The organism is Mycobacterium vicinigordonae (assembly GCF_013466425.1).
GTDB classification, from domain to species: domain Bacteria; phylum Actinomycetota; class Actinomycetes; order Mycobacteriales; family Mycobacteriaceae; genus Mycobacterium; species Mycobacterium vicinigordonae.
Genome location: NZ_CP059165.1, coordinates 651075 through 673285 on the forward strand (window position 1 = coordinate 651075; position 22211 = coordinate 673285).

The 22211-nt window shown below is 66.3% G+C and carries 18 protein-coding genes; 11 read left to right on the forward strand and 7 right to left on the reverse strand.

Going from position 1 to position 22211, the window contains the following annotated elements:
- Positions 1-152: 152 nt before the first annotated feature.
- Positions 153-830 (forward strand): TetR/AcrR family transcriptional regulator, encoded by a 678-nt coding sequence (locus H0P51_RS02755; RefSeq protein WP_180916532.1) that lies wholly within the window; start codon positions 153-155, stop codon positions 828-830.
- Positions 827-1765, forward strand: a complete 939-nt coding sequence (locus tag H0P51_RS02760) for a R2-like ligand-binding oxidase (RefSeq protein WP_180916533.1) — start codon at positions 827-829, stop codon at positions 1763-1765. Before H0P51_RS02755 ends, H0P51_RS02760 begins: the two co-directional genes overlap by 4 nt.
- Positions 1766-1808: 43 nt before the next feature.
- On the opposite strand, the gene H0P51_RS02765 is transcribed toward H0P51_RS02760, so the two are convergent.
- Positions 1809-3056, reverse strand: coding sequence for an FAD-dependent monooxygenase (locus tag H0P51_RS02765; RefSeq protein ID WP_180916534.1), 1248 nt, complete (start codon positions 3054-3056; stop codon positions 1809-1811).
- Between the two features lie 125 nt (positions 3057-3181).
- On the opposite strand from H0P51_RS02765, the gene H0P51_RS02770 reads away from it, so the two are divergent.
- Positions 3182-3802, forward strand: a complete 621-nt coding sequence (locus tag H0P51_RS02770) for a TetR/AcrR family transcriptional regulator (RefSeq protein ID WP_180916535.1) — start codon at positions 3182-3184, stop codon at positions 3800-3802.
- A gap of 145 nt (positions 3803-3947) precedes the next feature.
- Here H0P51_RS02770 and H0P51_RS02775 read toward each other — a convergent pair whose 3' ends face one another.
- Positions 3948-5324, reverse strand: a complete 1377-nt coding sequence (locus tag H0P51_RS02775; RefSeq protein WP_180916536.1) for an NADP-dependent succinic semialdehyde dehydrogenase — start codon at positions 5322-5324, stop codon at positions 3948-3950.
- Between the two features lie 80 nt (positions 5325-5404).
- Here H0P51_RS02775 and H0P51_RS02780 point away from each other — a divergent pair, with 80 nt between their 5' ends.
- Positions 5405-7048, forward strand: coding sequence for an acetolactate synthase large subunit (locus tag H0P51_RS02780; RefSeq protein WP_180916537.1), 1644 nt, complete (start codon positions 5405-5407; stop codon positions 7046-7048).
- A 33-nt stretch (positions 7049-7081) separates the two neighbouring features.
- Here H0P51_RS02780 and H0P51_RS02785 read toward each other — a convergent pair whose 3' ends face one another.
- Positions 7082-7858 (reverse strand): hypothetical protein, encoded by a 777-nt coding sequence (locus H0P51_RS02785; RefSeq protein ID WP_180916538.1) that lies wholly within the window; start codon positions 7856-7858, stop codon positions 7082-7084.
- Complete coding sequence (locus H0P51_RS02790; RefSeq protein WP_180916539.1) at positions 7855-8289, reverse strand: hypothetical protein; 435 nt, start codon at positions 8287-8289, stop codon at positions 7855-7857. The genes H0P51_RS02785 and H0P51_RS02790 overlap by 4 nt, the downstream gene beginning before the upstream one ends.
- A gap of 65 nt (positions 8290-8354) precedes the next feature.
- On the opposite strand from H0P51_RS02790, the gene H0P51_RS02795 reads away from it, so the two are divergent.
- From H0P51_RS02795 to H0P51_RS02820, 6 genes are all read left to right on the forward strand, one after another.
- Positions 8355-8852 (forward strand): hypothetical protein, encoded by a 498-nt coding sequence (locus H0P51_RS02795; protein WP_180918697.1) that lies wholly within the window; start codon positions 8355-8357, stop codon positions 8850-8852.
- Positions 8849-9151 (forward strand): PE family protein, encoded by a 303-nt coding sequence (locus tag H0P51_RS02800; RefSeq protein ID WP_180916540.1) that lies wholly within the window; start codon positions 8849-8851, stop codon positions 9149-9151. The genes H0P51_RS02795 and H0P51_RS02800 overlap by 4 nt, the downstream gene beginning before the upstream one ends.
- A gap of 3 nt (positions 9152-9154) precedes the next feature.
- On the forward strand, positions 9155-10645 hold the full coding sequence (locus tag H0P51_RS02805) for a PPE family protein (protein ID WP_180916541.1): 1491 nt from the start codon (positions 9155-9157) through the stop codon (positions 10643-10645).
- A gap of 27 nt (positions 10646-10672) precedes the next feature.
- Entirely contained in the window at positions 10673-12655 is a 1983-nt protein-coding gene (locus tag H0P51_RS02810; RefSeq protein ID WP_180916542.1) for a PPE family protein, read from the forward strand.
- A 65-nt stretch (positions 12656-12720) separates the two neighbouring features.
- Positions 12721-13605 carry a LysR family transcriptional regulator gene (locus tag H0P51_RS02815; protein ID WP_180916543.1) on the forward strand — a complete coding sequence of 295 codons (885 nt, stop codon included), beginning with the start codon at positions 12721-12723 and terminating at the stop codon, positions 13603-13605.
- A gap of 98 nt (positions 13606-13703) precedes the next feature.
- A complete protein-coding gene (locus H0P51_RS02820) occupies positions 13704-14858 on the forward strand; it encodes an NAD-dependent formate dehydrogenase (RefSeq protein ID WP_180916544.1) in 1155 nt (384 codons plus the stop codon).
- A 12-nt stretch (positions 14859-14870) separates the two neighbouring features.
- On the opposite strand, the gene H0P51_RS02825 is transcribed toward H0P51_RS02820, so the two are convergent.
- From H0P51_RS02825 to H0P51_RS02835, 3 genes are read right to left on the reverse strand one after another with little or no spacing between them, the layout of a single operon-like run.
- Positions 14871-16304: a lipase maturation factor family protein gene (locus H0P51_RS02825; RefSeq protein ID WP_180916545.1), complete on the reverse strand. Its 1434-nt coding sequence runs from the start codon at positions 16302-16304 to the stop codon at positions 14871-14873.
- 7 nt (positions 16305-16311) lie between these two features.
- The gene (locus tag H0P51_RS02830; RefSeq protein WP_180916546.1) at positions 16312-20457 is read right to left on the reverse strand and encodes an alpha-(1->3)-arabinofuranosyltransferase; all 4146 of its coding nucleotides are present in this window, start codon (positions 20455-20457) and stop codon (positions 16312-16314) included.
- 55 nt (positions 20458-20512) lie between these two features.
- Positions 20513-20683, reverse strand: coding sequence for a DUF2613 domain-containing protein (locus H0P51_RS02835; RefSeq protein WP_246398689.1), 171 nt, complete (start codon positions 20681-20683; stop codon positions 20513-20515).
- A gap of 257 nt (positions 20684-20940) precedes the next feature.
- On the opposite strand from H0P51_RS02835, the gene H0P51_RS02840 reads away from it, so the two are divergent.
- On the forward strand, positions 20941-22143 hold the full coding sequence (locus H0P51_RS02840) for a glycoside hydrolase family 3 N-terminal domain-containing protein (RefSeq protein WP_180916548.1): 1203 nt from the start codon (positions 20941-20943) through the stop codon (positions 22141-22143).
- The last annotated feature ends 68 nt before the right edge of the window (positions 22144-22211 follow it).

Sequence of the window (22211 nt, forward strand, 5' to 3'; positions counted from 1 at the left end):
TCCTCCTAGGTACGGTCAAGAGCCACATTTACCGGCATTTAGGGGACTCTCGTGAGGTGGCCGTCGGGGAGGCCCGACCGTCACGGCCCTAGTCTTGACTGTGAACCACGTCACAGTAGAATGACCACTGGTCATACGAAACGGGAGGCCATATGCCGACGGTCACTTGGGCCCGCGTCGACCCGGCTCGGCGCGCCGCCGTAATCGACGCCGCTGAGGCCGAGTTCGGTGCCCACGGCTTCTCCAACGGCAGCCTCAACGTCATCGCTCGCAAGGCCGGCGTCGCCAAGGGCAGCTTGTTCCAGTACTTCGCGGACAAACGCGACCTCTATGCCTTCATCGCCGACGTCGCCAGCCAACGGGTGCGTGCCTTCGTGGAAGACGTCATCCGTGAAATCGACCCGAGCCGAACGTTTTTCGAGTTCCTCACCGAGCTGCTCGACGCCTGGGTCGCCTATTACGCCGAGCATCCAAGGGAACGCGCGTTGCACGCCGCGGCCACCTTGGAGGTCGACACCGATGCCCGGATCAGCGTGCGCAACGTCATCCACCGCCACTATCTAGAAGTGCTGCGTCCACTGGTGACTGAGGCACACAGGCGTGGCGACCTGCGCCCCGATTCCGACACCGACGCGTTGCTGTCGCTGCTGCTGATGATTTTCCCGCACCTGGCGCTGGCCCCGTACATGCGTGGCCTGGACCCTATCCTCGGCCTCGACGAGCCCACCCCCGAACAACCTGCGCTAGCCGTGCGCCGCCTGGTCGCCGTGCTGTCGGCCGCCTTCGCCGCACAGACGCCTGCACCGGTCCGAACGAAGGAGATCCGATGATACGCACCCACACCGGCTCGATGGTAGCGGGCGGTCTCAACTGGGAAAGCTTGCCTCTCAAGCTATTTGCTGGTGGTAACGCCAAATTCTGGAATCCCGCCGACATCGATTTCTCACGCGACCGGCAGGACTGGGAGAACCTGACCGACGACGAGCGCGACTACGCGACGCGGCTGTGCGCGCAGTTCATCGCCGGCGAGGAAGCGGTGACCCAGGACATCCAGCCGTTTATGGCCGCGATGCGGGCCGAGGGCCGGCTGGGCGACGAGATGTATTTGACTCAGTTCGCGTTCGAGGAGGCCAAACACGTCCAGGTGTTCCGCATGTGGCTGGACGCGGTCGGCATGACAAGCGACCTGAACAGCTACCTCGACCCGCTGCCCACCTACCGGGAAATCTTCTACGACGAACTGCCGGATTGTCTCAACTCGTTGACCGACGACCCGTCGCCGGCCGCCCAGGTGCGCGCGTCGGTCACCTACAACCACATCGTCGAGGGCATGCTGGCGCTCACCGGGTACTACGCGTGGAACAAGATCTGCGTGGAGCGCGGCGTCTTGCCCGGGATGCAGGAGCTGATCCGGCGGATCGGAGACGACGAGCGGCGCCACATGGCGTGGGGTACCTTCACCTGTCGTCGCCATGTCGCCGCCGACGACGCCAACTGGGACGTCTTCGAAGCGCGGATGAACGAGCTGATACCGATGGCGCTGCGCCTCACCCAAGAAGGCTTCGCCCTGTACGGGGACGAGCCTCCGTTCGGCCTGTCGCCCGACGAGATCCTGCAGTACTCCACCGATAAAGGGCTGCGACGGTTCGGCACCATCAGCAGTGCCCGCGGGCGCCCGGTCGGTGAGATCGACCTGGATTACTCGCCGGTGCAGCTCGAGGACGACTTCGCCGACGAGGACGCCCGGGCGTTGGCCGGCGTTTAACTCGGTCAGCCTGGGCCGCGGGTCTCAATCGTAGAGGGACTTGTTACTGGCGGTTCCCCATGACTCCGTGTGGCCGGGTGGAGCATCGGAGGTCGTGATCGGATAGCGATAGGTCGGTGGCGGCCGTTCGGAGCGGGGCCTGTAACAGATGGAGGAGCCCGAGTCGCTGCAGCCACGGCACAACGATCAACCTGATGTTGCGGCGTAGCAACTGTCCTTGGGTGCGCGCTATCACGGTGGAGTCGGTGCGCAACGCCAAGTTCTGATTTTTTGTCACGTAGTCGCGGAGTCTCTGTTCGTAGGCGGCGAAGGCCGACTCAGGTCGGTCATTGCGGACGAGTTCACTGGCCAGCACGTAGCTGCCGGCGATCGCGATGCTGGTGCCCTGTCCAGATAGGAACGCTGGCGCGTAGGCGGCATCGCCGACTAGTGCGACCCGGCCACTGCTCCAGCGGTCCATGCGCACCTGGCTGACGGTGTCGAAGTAAAGGTCGTCTGCGCGTGGCAAGGTGTCAATGATTTCCGCTGTGCGCCAATGGTCCTCATGAAAGGCGCGGCGGATGGTGCCGAGGATCTCGTCAGTGTCGTACCGGTTAACGGTGCCCGGGTGCGGGTGCACGAAGGCCAGGAATGCTCGGGTGGCGCCCCCATTTGCGGGACGCTCGACCATGGCGGTGCGTCCGGCGTGCGAGTACATGAAACCAGTTCCCGGAGCGAACATGTCAACGGGTAAATCCCAGATCGCCGCATAGGGTCCGAGGTAGTGGATGAATTGCGATTCATCGCCAAAGGCAAGACCGCGGACATTGGAGTGGATGCCATCGGCACCGATCACCACGTCGAATGTGGCGGGCGGATGGTGGTTGAAGGTGACGTCGACGCCGCTGTTGGTCTGGTTAAGGCTCGTGATCGAGTCGCCGAAGACATAGGTGGCCCGCTCGCGGCTCGCGCGGTACAGAATTTCGCTGAGCACGCCCCGGGTAATTTCCACGTCACCGCTTCCGGGGTCGTTGGCGACCCGACCAATATCCACCGTGCTCAGCCGGTGTCCACCGGGGGATAACACGGCAACCGGAACATGTCGGTAGTGCTCGGCCAGTATCTGGTCGTGCAGTCCCATCCGGCGCACGACATCGATTGCGGTGCCCCGAATGTCGACCGGGTAACCGCTGGTACGTAAGCGTTCGGCGCGCTCGATGACCGTGACCTGCCAGCCGGCCTCGGCTAGCCAGAAAGCCAAGACAGGTCCGCCGATGCTCGCTCCGGAGATCAAGGCACTGCGTGGGGTCATAACGTCGGCTCCTTAAGGTCGGTCACCTGACCAGGATCCGGAGGCTGCGGACCGCCCTATAGCGCTTTAGCAACAGAGTTGTTGCTTATCGTCTCGACGGTAGCAGTGGGCAGTAGACTACACAAGTGTCCTCTAAACAACCCGCAGGACTTCGACGCCGCGGCGCCGCGCTGGAGTCTGCGATCTTGGACGCGGGTTGGGAACAACTGCTTGAGTCCGGCTACGAACGCTTCACCATCGAAGCCGTCGCTGAAAGGTCGTCGTCGGCCCGGTCGGTGTTGTACCGGCGCTGGGCGTCACGGTTGGAACTGCTCGAGGCGGTGGTGCGCCGCCGCGGCGAAATCGACAGAATCCCGATCCCGGACACCGGAACCCTGCGCGATGACCTCCTGGCAGTCCTCACCGAGTTCAACGACCGGCGCTCCCGCATCATCGGCTTGATCACCGTGCGCATCGGCGCATACTACGACGAGTCGGGCGGATCACCGGAGGAGCTGCGGAAGTGGTTTCTGCCCGACGGCCCAACCGGCATGGAGACACTTGTCAGGCGGGCGGTTGCCCGCGGCGAGCTCACCGCGATGCCGCCACCACGCATCGTGGCGCTGCCAGTCGACCTGCTCCGCCATGAAATGTTTATGACAATGACGGCTGCCTCGGCGCAAACCATAGTCGAGATCGTCGACGACATATTCCTGCCGCTGGCAACGAATTTCGGAAAGAATAAGCCACCAGGCCGATCCGCATGACTGCGCTGAGCATGCTTTCGCGCGAGCGTGTGGGCGCCACTCCTAAAACGCCTCGTGGCGGCCGTAGCCCCGGGTCCGAAAGATGGTCGACCTATACGAAGCGGCTTTCGGGCGCGACTTGGTGACTGTGTCCGACTCGTTCCTGCTAGCCCACCCACACCGTCTTGGCGTTGCAGAACTCCCGGATTCCCAGGCCGGCCAACTCGCGGCCGTAGCCAGACCGCTTAATCCCGCCGAACCCTAGCTCGGGGTAGGACACCGTCATACCGTTGATGAACACCTGGCCGGCCTCGATGTCGTCGATGAAGCGTTGCTGCTCGGCCGGGTCCTGCGTCCACGCGTTGGAGCCGAGCCCGAAGGTCGTGGCGTTGGCGATCTCGATGGCTTCGTCGATGTCGGCCGCGCGGTACATCGAGGCGACCGGCCCGAATACCTCTTCGGTGTAAAGCGCCATGCCCTTGGTGATGTCGGTGATCACCGTCGGTGGGTAGAACCACCCCGGCCGGTCGGGCCGTTCGCCACCGAGGCGAACCTTCGCGCCGGCGGCGACTGCGTCGTCGACCTGCTTGGCGATCTCGTCGCGGCCGGACTCGGTGGCCAGCGGACCAACATCGGTGTCCGGGTCGGTCGGATCCCCGACCTTGAGGGCCTGCATCTGTTCGACGAACTTGTCCACGAATGCGTCGTAGATGTCGGTGTGCACGATGAATCTCTTTGCCGCGATGCAGGATTGGCCGTTGTTCTGCACCCGCGCTTTGACCGCGGTCTTGACCGCGTCGTCCAGCGGCGCCGACGGCATCACGATGAACGGGTCGCTGCCGCCGAGTTCGAGCACCGTGGGCTTGATCTCGTCGCCGCAGATTGCGGCGACGGCCTGGCCGGCCGGCTCGCTGCCGGTCAGGGTGGCGGCCGCGACGCGCGGGTCACGCAGGATGCGCTCGACAGCGCTCGACGAGACGAGCAGCGTTTGGAAACACCCGTCCGGGAACCCGCCGCGGGCGATCACATCGGACAGATACAGCGCGGACTTCGGCACGTTGGAGGCGTGCTTGAGGATGCCGACGTTGCCCGCCATTAGGGCGGGAGCGGCGAATCGGACCGCCTGCCACAGCGGAAAGTTCCACGGCATCACGGCCAGCACCACCCCGAGTGGCTGGTAGCGCACGTAGGCCTTCTTCGCGCCCACAGCGGCGGCATCGGCCGGTTCGTCGGCCAGCAACTTCTCGGCGTTTTCAGCGTAGTAGCGAAATCCCTTGGCGCACTTGAGTGTCTCCGCTTTAGCCGACCCGAGTGTCTTGCCCATCTCCAGGGTCATCATGGCTGCGACGTCGTCGGCTTCTTTCTCCAGCAGGTCGGCGGTCGCGTTTGCCCACTCGGCTCGCTGGGCATAAGTGGTCGAATGGCGGTAGTCGAGAAAGCGCTCGTGTGCGCGGGCGATCGCCGCGTCCACTTCGTCGTCGGTGGCCGCGGTGAAGGTTTCGACGGTCTCGCCGGTAGCCGGGTTGATGGTGGCGATGGGCACGCGGGCCCTCCTTCGTTCAGTGGGTTCTCGGAACGTCCACCATCTAGCCTGCCACTATTCTCAGCACCGGGAGGTGGCGGATGAGCACAGCGGCCCAACTGATGGTCAAGTGCCTGGAAAACGAGGGGGTGGAGGTCGTCTTCGGGATTCCCGGGGAAGAGAACATCCGCTTTATCCAGGCGTTGGCGCGCTCGCAGATCCGCTACGTGCTCACCCGTCACGAGCAGGCCGCGGCGTTCATGGCCGAGATGTATGGCCGGGTCACTGGTCGCGCCGGTGTAGTTTCGGCAACCCTGGGGCCGGGGGCGATCAATATGCAACTCGGCGTGGCCGACGCCACCACCAACAGCACACCGGTCGTCGCCATCTCGGCGCAGGTCGGTCAGGACCGCGAGTACAAGGAATCCCACCAGTACGTGGATCTGGTGTCGATGTTCGCTCCGATCACCCGCTGGTCGGCCCCGATTCCCACGCCGCATGCGATACCCGAGATGGTCCGCAAGGCGTTCAAGGTCGCCGAGACCGAGCGCCCGGCCGCGGTGTACCTGGCGGTGCCGGAACATATCGACGAGGACGACTCCGATTACGAGTTGAAACCCTTGCCCCGCAATGTTGTTCGTGCCGACGCGCCGGCCGCCCGGCAGGTGGCCCGCGCGGTCGACATCCTGCGCGAGGCGCAGCGTCCGGTGGTGCTGGCCGGCCACGGCGCCGCCCGCAGCGACGCCACTGCGGCGTTGGTTCGGTTCGCCGAGAAGCTTGGCGTCAAGGTGGCTAACAGCTTTCACGGCAAGGGCGTGATGCCCGACGATCACCCGAACAGCATCGGCACGCTGGGCTTCATGCGACACGACTACGTCAACTTCGGGTTCGACAACGCCGACGTGGTGATCGCGGTTGGCTACGAGCTGCAAGAGTTCGACCCGGTCCGGATCAACCCGGAGGCCGACAAGAAGATCATCCACATTCATCGCTTCCCAGCCGAGGTTGACGTGCACTACTCGGTCGAGGTGGGCATCATCGGCGACATCAGCGAGTCGCTCGACGCGGTTGCCGACGCGCTCGATGGGCACAGCTTCCCCGACGCCGACGTACCTGGGTCTGGCTTACTGGCTGAGGAATTCGCGCGGGGACAACAAGATTCACGTTTCCCGCTGGCACCGCAGCGGGTGGTCGCGGACACGCGCGCGGCGTTGGGGCGATCCGACGTGGTGCTAGTCGACACCGGGGCGACCAAAATGTGGATGGCACGGCTGTACCCGACGTTCGAGCGCAACACCTGCCTGATCTCAAACGGTTTGTCCACCATGGGTTTTGCTCTTCCTGGTGCCTTAGGTGTCAAGCTGGCCCGGCCGCGGGCCAAGGTGCTGGCCGTGGTCGGCGACGGCGCATTCCTGATGAACTCCCAGGAGATCGAGACCGCGGTGCGCGAGAAGATCCCGCTTGTGGTGCTGATCTGGGAAGACGGCGGATACGGGCTGATCGAGTGGAAGATGGACCTCGAACTCGGCGACCACTATTACGTGAAGTTCGGCAACCCCGACATCGTGAGTTACGCGGAAAGCTTCGGCGCCAAGGGATATCGGATCAGCAGCGCTGACGAGTTGTTGCCGACGCTGCGGGCCGCGCTGAACGACGACGGGGTGTCGCTGATTGCTTGTCCGGTCGACTATTCGGAGAACCTGCGGTTGACCGACCGACTCGGGGAGTTGGACGAGACGCTGTAGTGGCCCGATCCGGCGCCGCCCCGCCTGCGTTGGTCAGTGCTGTTTGACGACCGCACGCGCAGCCGCCCGCCATACCCTGCCGTCGCGGGATTCGCGGGGCGGTTCGAGCAGCAGCACGCTGCGACCGCCGAGGAGTACCGGATGGACCCAGTCGCCTAACTCGACCAGCTCGTCACGTGCGGGGCGACGATTATCGCCGTCGCGCGCGTCGTCGAGCGGTATGCGGTCATAGATTTCCCCGACGGTGGCGACGTGCGGCAGTTCGTACAACCCCGGCAGGGTGATGAAGAGCCCGTCGTTGCCGGATAGGTGCAACCCGACGGCAGCCAACGCCCCCAGCACTCCGTCCTGTGTGCCGCCGTGTCCGCTGAGATGCAACCCGAGTGCGGTGGCCAGGGCACGAGCATCGTGGGCGCACAGCACTTCTCGCTTGGCGCGGTAGCCGAAATCGATCAGCGCCATGGGGTCGCAGAGGTGGTCCGGGGCAACGACGGCCAATCCTGGGTCGGCGTCCGGCGGGCAGACACGTTCGAGGAAGCGCCCGGCCACCTGCGCCACTTCGGCAAGTACCTCTTGCGGCTGGCCGCCGGTGCTGCGCCAAGCCAGGCAGGCGCTGGAGTTGTGGGAGGTGTAGGGGATCCGGTCGTCCACCAGCAACTGGTGGCGTGTCGCGCCCGCCGAACTGCCCAGTCCCGCGTCGGCGAGTTCCCGCAGCAGCGATCTCGCGCGCCGGCCGGTTCCCGGACTCGATAGATCGTCGGTGTCGTCGATGCCGATCAGCAGGTCCACGCCCGCCAGCGCGCGGTTCACGGGTCGATCACCAGCGCCGTGACGTCGCGCACCCAGCGGTTGCGGGGAAGCTGAGTTCCGGTGAGCTTCACGGTGTTTCGCTTGGTGATGTCGAGGATAAGCTCGGTGGTGATTTCCGAGGCGGTGAGCGTCTGGGCGGGGTCACGCCCTTGGACCCGCAGCCGCGTGACGCTGGTGGCGCCCGCGGCGTCCAGGACCGACCGCACTGTAGGCCCTTGCTGAACTTGGGCACCGCGAGATTGGGGTGTGCCTACCTGAACTTGTGGAAGTCCGCGCAGCTGCTCGATGCTGAACTCGCGCAGCACCCGGCCCTGCTCCTGGACCCTCACCAGGTTCGCACTGTCATTTGTCGCCGCACATGCGTCGACACCACCGCACACCATCAGGCAGGCCGAGACGACGGGGAGCAGCCCGTTTGGCGCAAGTCGCATATGCACAACCTATTCGGTAAAAACTCCGCGAAGGCGGAGATACTCAGAGTATTCTTCCGCAGGTGATGACTCCGGATCTGGCTCAGCCGGTCTATCGCAGGCAGTCGAGCGCGGCGTCGAAGCTCGTCCGCGAGCTTGTCTTCCCGATACTCGGGGTCGCTGCGATCGTTGGGTACGCCGATGTCCGCATCCCGATGGGGCTGCCCGGCCACCGCGGATTGATCTGGCTGACACTGCTGGTCGCGGTTGCCCTGGCGACCCAGCGGCGAGCCACGGTCATCGCAGTCGGCGCCGCCGCCACAGTCGCGACTTTGGCGATGCCGGGCAGCACGCGCTACCTGGCCGCCGCGGTCTTGCTGTACGCGGTCGCCACCACGGTGTGGAGGTCGCGGCACCGGGGGTGCTGGGTTGCGTTGGCCGCGGCTCCCATTCACTTGGTGGCACTTGCGGGTGGTGCATGGCCAACGGAGAAGGTGTGGTTGCACCTTGGGTTCGGCCTGATAGCAGGATTGCTGGGCTGGGCGATCGCGTCGGTGATCGTCTCGGCGGTGCCGCGGCCATGACCCTGCGAGCCGTACCGGAAGGTCTGGCGGCCACCAGTGCGGCGGTCGAGGCTATCGCCGCCCGGCTCGCGGCCATGCATGCGTCAGCGGCCCCGGTGATATCGATGGTGCTCCCGCCCGCAGTGGACCCGGTCTCGTTACAGGCCGCGCTGGACTTCAGCGAGCAGGGCAGCCAGCATCAGGCCGCACTGGCCGACGGCGTCGAGGTGCTCGGCCGCGCCGGAATGGGCGTCGCTGCGGCGGGCGAAAGCTACGCGGTCGGCGACGCGGCGGCGGCATCGGCATATTTGGGTGAGTAGACGATGTTCGCGCCGGTCTGGATGGCATCGCCGCCGGAGGTGCACTCGGCCTTGTTGAGTACCGGGCCGGGGCCCGGACCATTGCTGGCCGCCGCGCAGACGTGGACCGGGTTGAGTATCGAATACAACTCTGCGGCAATCGAACTCACCGCGGTACTGGTCGACTCGCAGCAACTCTGGGAGGGACCCGCCGCGGCGGCGTACGCGGCTGCTCATGTGCCCTATCTGGAGTGGCTGGCACTGGCAAGCGCGCTGAGCGCCGAGGCGGCGGCGCGTCAGGAAACGGTGGCAGCGGCGTATGTCACCGCACTGACGGCGATGCCAACGCTGGCCGAATTGGCGGCCAACCACACGGTTCACGGTGCGTTGGTGGCGACGAATTTCTTTGGCATCAATACGGTTCCGATCGCCCTGAACGAAGCCGACTACGTCCGGATGTGGGTTCAGGCCGCCACCACCATGAGCACCTATCAGGCGACGGTCAGCGCCGCCGCCGGTGGTGGGGGTGGTGGAGGTGGGGGTGGAGGCAGAGGGGGAGGCGGCAACGGCTTTCAGTTGCCGACACCGGCCGAGATCTGGGCGATGATCTTCGGCGCCGACGGTGCGCCGATCACCGGTCAGGGACAACCGAACTGGAGTCCGCTGCAGTACCTGCAGAACCTTCCCAACCTTTTCAACGGCAATCAGCAGGCTCTTGTCTATCTGCAAACCAACCTGCCGCAGATCCTGACAAATCCGTCCAATCTCCCGGCCCTCATCTCGTATTTCGTTGCCTGGCAGACGTATCGGATCGTCAATTGGACGCTTCGGACGCTGCGCTTTCTGGTGCAGATGGCGCCGCTGCTGGTACCGGCATTTCTGAACCTTGCCACGGTTAATCTCGGTGGTCTGGCCGGACTCGCTGGGTGGGCCCAACCGACCGTGACGCCCGGACCCGACGTACCCGCCGTGCCGATCCCGACATCCGAGTTGCCGCCGCCAGCAATGGTTTTAGCTGCGCCGGCAATGGCGCCGACACCCGCACCCACTTCGGTGCCGGCGCCCGTGCCGACGCCGTCGGCTCCGGTCGCACCGGCGGTCCCACCGGCTTCGGCGACGGGCGTCGAGGGTTTCAATTACCTTGTCGGAGGGCCGGGCCCGGAAGTCGGCTGGGGGATGGGCGCCCGCATCGCCACCCCGCAAACGGCGTCGGACTCTGTGGCGGCAGCACAGGTGGCTGCCGCAGATCGAGACCAGGCGCGGGCCGCTCGGCGACTACGAAGCACTATCAGCCGCGGTCATCGCTACGAGTTCCTCGACACCCCGGCAGAAGGCGGGCTAGCACCGGAAATTTCGACGACGGGGCCTGCCTCCCGGGGAGCGGGATCAGTGGGCCTGAGCGGGACCGTAGGCCGTGGCGAACTGCGGGCAGCGGGGTTGGCCACCTTGGCCGCAGACGACTTCGGAACGGGGCCGACCGTGCCCATGCTGCCGGAAACCTGGACCAATAGCTAAGAGAAGGATCTGAAAGGAATTGCGGTAGTGAATTTCTCGGTATTGTCGCCGGAGCTCAATTCAGCCTTGATGTACACGGGCGCCGGCTCAGGGCCCATGACCGCCGCCGCGTCCGCCTGGCAAAGTCTTGCCGCGGAATTAGATTTAGCGGCAAACTCTTTCGGGTCAGTGACCACGGCACTGACCAGTCAGGCATGGCAGGGACCGGCGGCGGCGGCCATGGCCCAGGCGGCAGCCCCGCACGCGGCGTGGCTGGGCGCGGCGGCGGTGCGCGCCCAAGGGGCGGCCACGCAGGCACGCGCCGTCGTGTCGTCGTTCGAGGCGGCCCGGGCGGCGATGATCCATCCGCTGGAGATTGCGGCAAATCGAAATGCGTTCCTGCAGTTGGTCCGCACCAACATCTTCGGTTTCAACGCCCCGTTCATCGCCGCGGTCGAGGGCATTTACGAACAGATGTGGGCCGCGGACGTGGACGCGATGGTCGGCTACCACAGTGGAGTGTCCGAGGCGGCCGCGCAATTGGCGTCCTGGCAGCAGCTGCCGGCGAGAGCGGCCCAGGCGTTAGCGGCCGACGCGGGCCTGGTGTTCAACGTCGGAGTCGGTAACCGGGGCAACCTGAACCTGGGCTCGGGAAATCGCGGCGACGGCAACCTCGGCGTCGGAAACACCGGCAACACCAACCTCGGCTCGGGCAACCGCGGCGACACAAACCTGGGTAGCGGTAACACCGGCAGCCAGAATGCCGGCTCGGGCAACGCCGGCGGCGCCAATGTCGGTTCCGGTAACACCGGCAACCAGAACCTCGGCTCGGGCAACACCGGCAACCAGAACCTGGGCTCAGGCAACACCGGCAACACCAACATCGGCAGCGGTAACCGGGGTGATTCGAATGTCGGATCCGGTAACACCGGTAGCGGGAACTTCGGCAGCGGAAACAACGGCAACAACAACGTCGGCAGCGGCAACTCGGGTCTGGCGGGGACCGCCGGCAACGGCAACATCGGCTTCGGCAACACTGGCAGCTTCAACGTCGGTTTCGGCAACACCGGCAACCACAACTTCGGCATCGGTCTGACCGGTGACAACCAGATCGGTATCGGCGCACTGAATTCGGGCAGCGGCAACATCGGTCTGTTCAACTCCGGCACCAACAACATCGGCTTCTTCAACTCGGGCAGCGGCAACGTCGGCTTCGCCAACTCCGGAATCGGAAACTTCGGCTTCGGCAACTCCGGCGACGTCAACACCGGCTTCTTCAATGCTGGCGACACCAACACCGGCATCGCGAATTCCAGCCCGTTGAACTTCGGTCTGTTCAACTCCGGCGCCGGCAGCAACGCCGGCAGCTTCAACTCGGGGTTGGGGCGCAACGCGGGCGACTTCAATTCGGGTGGTGGGCAGAACATGGGTCAGTTCAACTCCGGCACTGGCCTCAACTTCGGCAGCTTCAACTCCGGCGCCGGGTTCGGCGGCAACTCCGGCTTTTTCAACTCGGGCAATGTGAACACCGGATTCGGCAACGCCGGTGACACCAACACTGGTGTTTTCAATTCCGGCAACGTCAACACCGGATTCGGCGGCGCAACCGATGTCAACGCGGCGAACTCTGGCTACGGCAACACCGGCACCGGTGCCTCGGGCTTCTTCAACGTGAGCAATGGCGGTCACACCTCCGGCGCATACAACAACGTGAGCGGCGGCGGCGGCGGGGGAGGCGGCGGAGGCGGCGGCGGAGGAGGAGGCGGCAATGGCACCACCGCAGGCATCTACAACACCAGCGGCAAAGCCGGCAATGTGGGCATCGCCAACACCGGCATGCAGAACGTCGGCGCCCTCAATTACGGCTTCCAGAACACCGGCTTCGGAAACTCGGGTGGCAACGCTACCGGCGACGGCAGCAGCGTAGGAATCAACAACACCGGCCTGAAGAGTTCCGGCATCTCCACCCAGGGCGACTTCAGCTCGGGAGGTTTCAAGACCAGCAGCGGACGCGCCGGCTTCTTCTTCTAGCCGCGGGATCCGGTCCGGCAGGCGTGCTGCGCGTCCTGACGTGACGAGCGTGATCGAATAAGCCAATGCTGTTGCGTCAGCTCGAGTACTTCGTCGCGCTCGCTCAGGAGCGGCACTTCGCGCGGGCGGCGGCCGCCTGTTACGTGTCGCAGCCGGCGCTGTCAGAATCGATCCGCAAACTCGAACAGGAGCTGAAGGTTCCGCTGGTTCGCCGTGGGCAGAAGTTCGAGGGTCTCACCCCCGAAGGTGAGCGGCTGGTCCCCTGGGCCAGGCGCATCCTGGCTGATCGCGACGCGCTCAAGCAGGAGGTCGTAGCGTTACAGACCGGTCTCACCGGCGAGCTGCGAATCGGGGTAGTCCCGGCGGCGTCGACCACGGTCACGCTGCTCACCGATCCATTCTGCAGCGCACATCCGTTGGTGCGTGTCCAGCTCGAGATGAATCTGCGGTCCGCCCAAATCGTCGAACGAATCCGTCGGTTCGAACTCGACGCCGGCGTCCTCTATCCCGATCAGCAGGATATGACCGACCTGGTGGTTACCCCGCTCTACGAGGAGAAGCCGGTGGTGATCGCCAGCACCGAGTTGCTCCCCGGCAAGTCCGACACCATCACCTGGTCGGACGCAGCGGCATTGCCGCTGTGCCTACTTACGCAGGGCATGCGCGGCCGTCGACTCATCGATGACGCGCTGGCCAGTCAAAACTTGGTGGTGACACCGCAATTAGAGACGGACTCGCTGGCGGCTCTGCTCGCGCACGTGGGCACCGGGCGGTGGGCCAGTATCGTCCCGCAGCCCTGGCTGCGCAGTCTGCGTCCGGCCGCCGAAATCAGCGTGCTGCTGTTGTCGGAACCCGCCGTCACCGCCTCGATCGCACTGGTCACCAGCAAGGCTGAGCCGGGCTCGGTGCTCGGTCGCGCGCTGGTGCAGATTGCCGGTGATGCGCGATAGGCAGCACCTATCAACTGTTCGGAACTGCGTCTTGGACGCCTTCGGTGCGTTGTGGAGAGACTGAACCTGTTCAGGTACAGCAGGTTAGGAGATCTTCCGTGGCTAAGTGTGTGATGGTGTTGTATCCCGATCCCGTCGACGGGTACCCACCGCAATATGCCCGTGACGGTATCCAGGTCATTCACAGCTACCCCGGCGGGAGCACCGTACCGACCCCGTCGCAGATCGACTTCACCCCTGGTGACCTACTTGGCTGCGTCTCGGGTGCGCTGGGACTTCGCAAGTTCTTCGAGGATGCCGGTCACGAGTTGGTGGTCACTTCAGACAAAGACGGGCCGGACTCGGAGTTCGAACGTGAGCTGCCCGACGCCGATATCGTCATCTCTCAGCCCTTCTGGCCGGCTTACCTAACTGCGGAGCGAATTGCCAAGGCCCCCAATCTGAAACTGGCACTCACTGCCGGCATTGGCTCGGACCATGTCGATCTCGACGTAGCCAAAGAACGCGGGATCACCGTTGCCGAGGTGACCTACAGCAACAGCATCAGTGTGGCCGAGCATGCGGTCATGCAGATCCTGGCCTTGGTGCGCAACTTCGTCCCGTCGCACCGCTGGGCCACCGACGGCGGCTGGAACATCGCCGACTGCGCGCAACGCGCCTACGACTTGGAGGGCATGGATGTCGGCGTCATCGCCGCCGGCCGAATCGGACGGGCCGTGCTGCGCAGGCTGGCCCCGTTCGACGTCAACCTGCACTACACCGACTCCCGTCGGCTGCCGCCGGAGGTCGAGGCCGAGCTGAACGTGACCTTCCATCCCGATGTGCAGTCCCTGGTGCAGGCGGTCGATGTGGTCTCGGTGCACTCGCCGCTGTACGCGGACACCCGCGCGATGTTCGACGAGAAGCTTTTGGCCTCTATGCGCCGCGGTTCCTACATCGTTAACACCGCGCGCGCCGAGGAGACTGTTCCGGAAGCGATCGCGGCCGCGCTCCGCAGTGGCCGGCTCGCCGGCTATGCCGGCGATGTGTGGTTTCCGCAGCCACCGCCCGCCGACCATCCGTGGCGGACCATGCCGAACAACGCGATGACCCCGCACGTGTCGGGCACAACTTTGTCGGCTCAGGCGCGCTACGCCGCGGGCACCCGCGAGATTTTGGAGTGCTGGTTCGCCGGGAAAGCCATCCGCCCGGAGTACTTGATTGTGGACGCCGGGCAGTTAGCCGGTACAGGGGCGTTGTCCTACCAGAAGTGAAGTCGCGCTATCTCAGCAGTTCCGTGGCAGCGACCGCGGCGGTACGTAGCTCCCGATCAGCGTACGGTGCCACCATGCGTGATCGCGCCGCAACTCGGCTGCAGTGGTGAACCGGTACTTGTAGAGCTGAGCCCGCACGAAGCGGGGCGGCGCCGTCGGAAAAGGATTGTGCCGCAATAGCGTAAGCGTGGTGGCATCGTTGCGCAGCAGCCGGTTGAGTAGTGGTGTCATCCAGGCCAGGGCGTAGCCGGGCGAGATGGCAGCGAACCACATCAGCCAGTCCAGCCGCAGGTGATAGGGCGCGAACTGCCGCGGCAGCCGCCGCACCGAGCCCGGCTTGCCCTTGAATTCGTATTCCCGCCAGACTGTTTGGTCGTTGATCGAGGTGTCCAAGGTGCCTTCTAGCACCACCTCGTAGCGGGTGCGGCTGATGCTACCAAACGCACCATAGGTATTGCACAGGTGAAATGCGTTGAACGAGGCGTTCATTCGCTGCCGCGATGACAGCATGTTACGCGCCGGCCAGTAGCTCAGCATGAGCATCGCGGCGGCAAACGCGATGACTACAACCGCGAACCACGGTGGTGTCACTGGAAAGACCCGTTCAGCGGGCGTCAGGCCCAACCTGGCGAATGTCGACTGGTCGATCGCACTGAACGCCAGCAGAATCGTCAACCAGTTCAGCCACGCAAAGTTTCCCGACAGCACCAGCCACAGTTGCGTGACGACGATGATCGCCGCGGCGAATCCCGCCACCGGCTGCGGCGCGAACAACCCGAACGGCACCACCAGCTGGGCGAAATGGTTGCCCGCCACCTCGATCCGGTGCAGCGGCTTAGGCAGGTGATGGAAAAACCAGCTCAGCGGCCCCGGCATCGGTTGGGTCTCGTGGTGGTAGTACAGGCAGGTCAGGTCGCGCCAGCACCGGTCGCCGCGCATCTTGATCAGTCCGGCACCGAACTCGACGCGAAACAGCAGCCAGCGCGCCAGCCACAACGTCAGCACCGGCGGCGCCAACTGCTCGCCGCCCAGGAAGACCATCAGGAATCCGGTCTCCAAGAGCAGCGACTCCCAGCCGAACCCATACCAGGTCTGACCGACGTTGACGATCGACAGGTACAGCAGCCACAGCGTCAGCCAGATCAGCATCCCGGCCCAAACCGGGACCAACCCCGCCAGCCCGCCCGCGAGCGCGGCCGCCAAGCCCGCCCCGAGCCAGCAGGTCGCGGCGAAAAGCCGGTCGGAATAGCGGAGGTGGAACATAGTGGGCGCCTGCCAGAAAGACCGGTCGGCCAGATGAGCAGGCACCGGCAGCATGCCGCTGGCACCGATGAGCGGTCGGAACTGGCGTGCGGCCGCCACGAACGCGATCGCGTAAATCACCGCTACCCCGCGCTGCAGGACCAGGCTGCCCAACCAATATTCGGATGCAGAAAACCATCCCATGGCATAACTATTCCTCGTTGCGCGCCCGATCGGCGAACACCGCCACTGACGCGGCTACCGCTGCGAGCGAAATCAGCGCCAGCAGTTGGACATTCGCCCAGTGCCCGCCGTATCCGTTCACTGAGCGCCATGGGTGCCGCGACAGCACCGCCCCGGCCGCAACCAGCCCGCCCGCGCCGAGCGCCACCCTCAGCCGCTCCGGTAACCCGAATCGATACCGCAACCCCAGCGCAGCTGCGAATACCGCGACACCCACAGCGCCGGAGATCAGCGCGCCGGCCCCCAACAGAGGTACGGTCGCCCACGGGCCAGGTGTCCACGGAACCGCGGCGGGGTCGTCGTCCGGACTGCCCCGCCGGCGCCAGAATGCCAGCAACACCAGCAGCGGAAGCAATGCCAGCCCGAATACCAGGCCGGCCCGGTACACCGCGTTGGAGGCGAAGGTCAGCGTGATGGTGCCGGGATCGCCGGCGGGCACCAACCAGCCCTGCTGCCACCCGTTCACCGCGACCGGCGTCAACCGTGCCCCACTGCTGGTCCGCGCAATCCAGCCCGGGTTGATGCTCTCCGGGATCACCAGGACCCGGGAGGCTCCCGACGCCGCGGCGCGGACCTCGCGCCGGGCCGGCCCCCAAGCCCCGATAGTGGCCGGAGTTGTTGCAGCACTGGGTAGTTCAGGAGAACTGGTCAACTGTGCGCCGTCCACCACGAACGCGGCCCCCGGGCTGATCAACAACTCCTGCTGTCCCGGCGGCAGCGCGATGGGGTCGGTTTCGCACGGCTGGGCCGCCACCGGCAGTCCGTCCAGCAGAGCGCCGACGGTGGCGTGGATCGAGGTGTGCACGAACCGGCCCGCCACCGCGATCACCGGGCCGTGTTCACAGTCGACGACGACCCCACGGGCACGGTTGCGCGGTGCATCCGCGGCGGCGATCGGGTTGCCATCGGCGCCGAGCGCTGTGACCTCAGCCAGCCCGGGCGGTTTGAGCTGGTCAAAACCCAGCGCGTTGCGGTCGATGACGTCCTCCCAATCCAGCAGACTGACCGTCACCGTGTCGGTCACCCGTGGCTGCAGGGTAAGGGTCTGTGCGCCGCCATCGGTCTTCATCGGCCGCACCTGCGGCCCGTCACCCAGGTCGACGGCCACCAGTTTCGGATGGGCCGGCAATGTGGAACGACTGGGAGCCAACCGCAGCCCGGCCACCTCGGTGGCTCTCGGCAGCGTCAGCGTCAGGGTGGGCGGGGTCTTGTGTTGCACCACCCGCTGTGGCGCGATCCACGACGTGGCCGGATCGCCATCGGCCGCCGCGAACGCCGAGCCCAGGATCTCGACCAGATCGGAATCACCGCGCGCCCGGGCGGTGTCCGGTTCGGCGATGAGGTCGGCCAGCTTGGGACCCTGCCGCGGGCGCACCCATACCGTCGGGGCCACCGACATCGCAGCGGGCACGGTCAGGGTGCGGCTCAGGTTCACCGGTTCTTCGGGGGCCAGCGCCATCGATGCCGCGCAGCGCAGGTCGTCGGGGCCAGACGCGCAGCCCGGTCTGCCGAGCAATTCTGCCCCCAGATCCCAGCCCGCAACCGTTGCTCCCGGTGGCGGCTCGGGCACCAACACGGTGTGCCGCAACGCAACCGGGTGGGCGAAGCCGGAGGCGTCGTACTGGGTGATGCTCAGATCGGTGATGCCGAACTGCACGCCGGGTGAACCGTCGTCGGTGGCAGCCGCAGTGATCCGCACCCAGGACGTCTCGCCGAACGGTAACGCGGCGCTCAACGGTTTGCCGGCCTCGTCGAACCGCAAAGTGGTGCTGCCATTGGCGGTTTCGATCATGATGCGGCGGACTTGAGCGCCGACGGCCGTTGCGCTGGGTGTCAGCGTGAGCACGGCATTGGTCACCGGGTGGTCGAAATCCACCCGCAGCCATTGCCCGACCGCGGCCTGCAGCGAATTGGACACCCACGCGGTGGCCGGATCGCCGTCGATCGCGGCCGCCGGTGAGGTTGCCGGCGCGACATCGGGGAGCGCCGTGGCATCCGACGACGAACTGGAAGCCGTAACCCGGCCGCCGGTCCAGCCGCCGTAGACCGTCTCCGCTCCCGGCACCGGGTAGTCGGGGACCCGGTTGTAAGTGTGCCGAGCGTCGCCAGGCGCCCGAATTGCCGACGAGTGCAAATCGACCCGGCCGTAGTCGGTTTCCCGCGCTAGTGGCGTGTCGGTGACCGTCACCACGGCATTAGGGGGCAACCCGGCGGCGTGGGCGTCGGCGCTCATCAACACCGGCCCCAGCGGCGGCCGGCCCAGCAGCCGTCGTCGTTCGTCAAGACGCAACAGCGCCTCGGGACCGCCGGCCACCCGCGTCATGCGGTTAGTCTCGGCGAAATAGGGGCTACCGGCGGCGTCTCCGGCATCGACCCGATAGATCTGCACCGCGGGATACCGCGGCCGCAGCCCGCTGTCGCTGACGAATCCGGGCAGTGCGCCGGGTCCGACCGGCTGACCAAACTCGGCCACCTTGTCCAGCCCCGGCGAGCCCTCGACAGCGCGGTGCACCAGGATGGGCCGCGCCGACCGCGACGACTCCGGATCCAGGTCGTTGCGTACCACCACGTACGAGATGCCCTGCCGGACAAGGGTATCTGCCAGACCAGCCGACGGCCGGCCGGCCGCAAACAGGCGCTGCACCGAATCCAACGCCCTAATGGCTTGCGGCGGGTTCAGCGGGATCGAGTCGCGCACGCCCCACGGCGCGGCCCCCAGCACTTGCAGCGGCTCGTCGTGGGTGGTCCCCCACACCTGGGTGGCGAACGGGGCGCCCGGCGCCACCAGTACCCGTCCGCTCGGATGCTCGGTGAGCCAGTCGGCCGCCTGCCGCCAGTAGCCGGGTATCGCGCTGAACGTGCCGGGCGGGGTCAACCGTCCCGACCACGCCAGTGATGTGCTGACCAGCAGCGCGGTCAGCGCCACCACGCCGACCGCCATCCGCCGGTCGCGCTCGGGGTGAGCGAACGCGGCGAGCCAAACCCGCCGCGGGGCGGTGCCCGGCAGCGGGATGCCGCCGAGCAACTGTGCAAGGCCTAGCACCAGCGGGATGCGGACCACCGGATCCAGCTTGTGTACGTTGCGCAGCGGCGTGCCACGCGCGTCCAGGAACGCCTGCACCTGGTGGGCGATCGGCGAACCCAACCCGCCGCTGTAACCGACGGCCAGCAGCACCACCCCGACCAGCAACATGCTCACCAACCGGCCCCGGGCCGGCATCGCCGCGCCGGCAAGCCCGGCCAGCCCGGCAGCCGCGACCAGGCAGGTACCCAGGATCGCGACTGACCCGGTGACCAGCGGTGCTCCCGCCGTCGCGGTGGGTGCCACGAACGGCGTCCAGCTATCGGTGCCGCGCAGCACCTCCACCAGCGAGGACCACTGCGTGGTCACGCCGGACGACTCGATGAAGTCCAAGAACGGCGGACTGACCCCGCGCAGCTGGCTCAGCGCCACCGCCCACCACAGCACCGCCAAGGCCACGGCCAGCAGCAACCACCCGGTGTACCGCCACCACCGGTGGTTCGGCCGGTGGCAGGCCAGCCAGATCAGCGCGGGCAGACACCCGGCGGCCGTCGCGATCGCGTTCACCGCACCCATCAGCGCCACCGCCAGTCCGGCCTGGCCGGCCAGCACCCGCACCGACCGCTCCGAGCTGCTCCGGAGCGCCAGGATCGTCGGCAACAGCACCCACGGCGCCAACATCATCGGCAGGGTTTCCGACGAAATCGACCCCAGCGTCGTCAGCACCCGCGGCGACAATGCGAAGGCGGCCGCGCCCAGCACCCGCGACGCTGAGCTGCCGATGCCCAGCGCCTCGGCGACCCGCAACAGCCCCCAGAAGCCCGCGGTCAGCAGCAGCGCCCACCACAGCCGCTGGGTGATCCACCCGGGCACCCCGAGCAGGTGGCCGACCAGGAAAAAGCTGCCGTGCGGAAACAGGTAGCCGTAGGCCTGGTTCTGCGATTGTCCGAACGGCAGCTCGCTGTTCCACAGGTTGGCAGCGCGAGCCAGGAACCGTAGCGGGTTGATGGTGAGGTCAAGTTTGGTGTCGGGGGAGATCTGCCCGGGCGACTGGGCGAACGTCAGGACGAGCGCGGTCGCCCCGACGACCATCAGCCAGCGACGCGAAAGGGCCTCGTTCGAAACAGAGGCGCCAACCGCCGACCGGCTAGCTGCGGTTGCCGTACTCGACCCGGTTGAGCACCGACGACCCCGGATCGCCCCCGGGCAGTGGCGGCTTCGTGTCTTGCTGGATCATCAGGGTCACCCCGAAGACGGCGGCCATGCCCAGCAATACGCCGACCACCGCGTATGCCCCGACAGGCGCCAGAATCCGCAGGGCAGACGTGCTCCTGGCCCCGACTATCGTGGCAGCGCCCAGCAACACACCCACGCAGACCAAGATGATCCAGATGGTCGGGGACATATCGACTTGCTCCTTGGGGTCGCAGAACTACTCGGCGCAGATCGGGGATCTAGAGCAACCTAGCCGCAAACCTAGCAGAACGGCCGCGGGCCCTCGGGAGCCGTGATTCCTCGCTCAACGGCCGCCGCCCCCGAACCGGGCGCCGCGGCGCACCGTGACAGCATGTCCGGATGGCTATTTCTCGCACCCCGGCCCCGGGCCTGGTCCTCCTGGCCGCCGCAACGGTGCTGGTCGCGGCATGTGGCCACGGTGGCAATCAAACGGGGGCCTCGTCGAAGGCGACCACACCCGCCTCGTCCGCCGCGGCGTCGACCGCGGGGCCGGCCGCCGCGCCAGGCCAGCGCGTGTGCGCGGATCCCAAGGACGTGCCGGCCAAGATCCCAAAACTGCGTGACAAGCTAGCCCAGTTGCTGATGGTCGGAGTGCGCGACGCCGCCGACGCCCGGGCAGTGGTCACCGAATCCCATGTGGGCGGCATCCTCATCGGCAGTGACACCGACCTGTCCATGCTGCCGGATGGGCTGCGCGACATCGCCAACGCGGCCACCCCGCTGCCGCTGGCGGTCGGGGTCGACGAAGAGGGTGGCCGGGTGTCGCGGTTGCGGACGCTGCTCGGCGGCCGGGGACCGACCGCCCGGGAGATGGGCAACACGATGACCGCGCAGCAGGTGCACGACCTGGCGCTGGACCGTGGCCGCAAGATGAAAGACCTCGGCATCACCGTCGATTTCGCCCCGGTCGTCGACGTCACCGACGCTCCCGACGAAACCGTGATCGGCGACCGCTCGTTCGGCGCGGATCCGGCCAAGGTCACCGAGCTGGCCGGGGCCTACGCGCAGGGATTGCGCGACGCGGGTCTGCTACCGGTGCTCAAGCACTTCCCCGGTCACGGACACGGTTCCGGTGACTCACACAAAGGTGGTGTGACCACACCCCCGCTAAGCGACCTGATCGCTACCGATCTGGTGCCCTACCAGACACTTCTGACCAAAAGCCCGGTCGCGGTGATGATCGGCCACATGCAGGTGCCCGGACTCACCGCCGGCGAGCCGGCCAGTCTGAGCGCGCCGGCGGTGACCCTGCTGCGTACCGGGACCGGCTACGGCGGACCCGCCTACGACGGCGCGATCTTCAGCGACGACCTGTCCAGCATGGCCGCCATCTCGGACCGGTTCGGCGTCACCGAGGCGGTGTTGAAGACGCTGCAGGCCGGTCTCGACATCGCGTTGTGGGTCACCACAAAGGAGGTGCCCGCCGTGCTGGACCGGCTGGAGCAGGCGGTCAACGCCAACGAGCTGCCGGCCGCGACGGTCGACGCGGCACTTGTCCGGGTGGCTGCAATGAAGCGCATCACCCCGACCTGCGGCGGATGACTGGCCTAAAGTCGGGTGGGCAAGGGCTAGCTGAGTAGGGGCTAGCGAGGGCAGGAGAGGCGTAACCA

What these genes read in the sequence shown, in the direction of transcription:
- H0P51_RS02755 (WP_180916532.1), top strand. Translation starts at nt 153, where the DNA reads ATGCCGACGGTCACTTGGGCCCGCGTCGACCCGGCTCGGCGCGCCGCC.
- H0P51_RS02760 (WP_180916533.1), top strand. Translation starts at nt 827, where the DNA reads ATGATACGCACCCACACCGGCTCGATGGTAGCGGGCGGTCTCAACTGG.
- H0P51_RS02765 (WP_180916534.1), bottom strand. Translation starts at nt 3,056, where the DNA reads ATGACCCCACGCAGTGCCTTGATCTCCGGAGCGAGCATCGGCGGACCT.
- H0P51_RS02780 (WP_180916537.1), top strand. Translation starts at nt 5,405, where the DNA reads ATGAGCACAGCGGCCCAACTGATGGTCAAGTGCCTGGAAAACGAGGGG.
- H0P51_RS02790 (WP_180916539.1), bottom strand. Translation starts at nt 8,289, where the DNA reads ATGCGACTTGCGCCAAACGGGCTGCTCCCCGTCGTCTCGGCCTGCCTG.
- H0P51_RS02795 (WP_180918697.1), top strand. Translation starts at nt 8,355, where the DNA reads ATGACTCCGGATCTGGCTCAGCCGGTCTATCGCAGGCAGTCGAGCGCG.
- H0P51_RS02800 (WP_180916540.1), top strand. Translation starts at nt 8,849, where the DNA reads ATGACCCTGCGAGCCGTACCGGAAGGTCTGGCGGCCACCAGTGCGGCG.
- H0P51_RS02805 (WP_180916541.1), top strand. Translation starts at nt 9,155, where the DNA reads ATGTTCGCGCCGGTCTGGATGGCATCGCCGCCGGAGGTGCACTCGGCC.
- H0P51_RS02815 (WP_180916543.1), top strand. Translation starts at nt 12,721, where the DNA reads ATGCTGTTGCGTCAGCTCGAGTACTTCGTCGCGCTCGCTCAGGAGCGG.
- H0P51_RS02825 (WP_180916545.1), bottom strand. Translation starts at nt 16,304, where the DNA reads ATGGGATGGTTTTCTGCATCCGAATATTGGTTGGGCAGCCTGGTCCTG.
- H0P51_RS02830 (WP_180916546.1), bottom strand. Translation starts at nt 20,457, where the DNA reads ATGGTCGTCGGGGCGACCGCGCTCGTCCTGACGTTCGCCCAGTCGCCC.
- H0P51_RS02840 (WP_180916548.1), top strand. Translation starts at nt 20,941, where the DNA reads ATGGCTATTTCTCGCACCCCGGCCCCGGGCCTGGTCCTCCTGGCCGCC.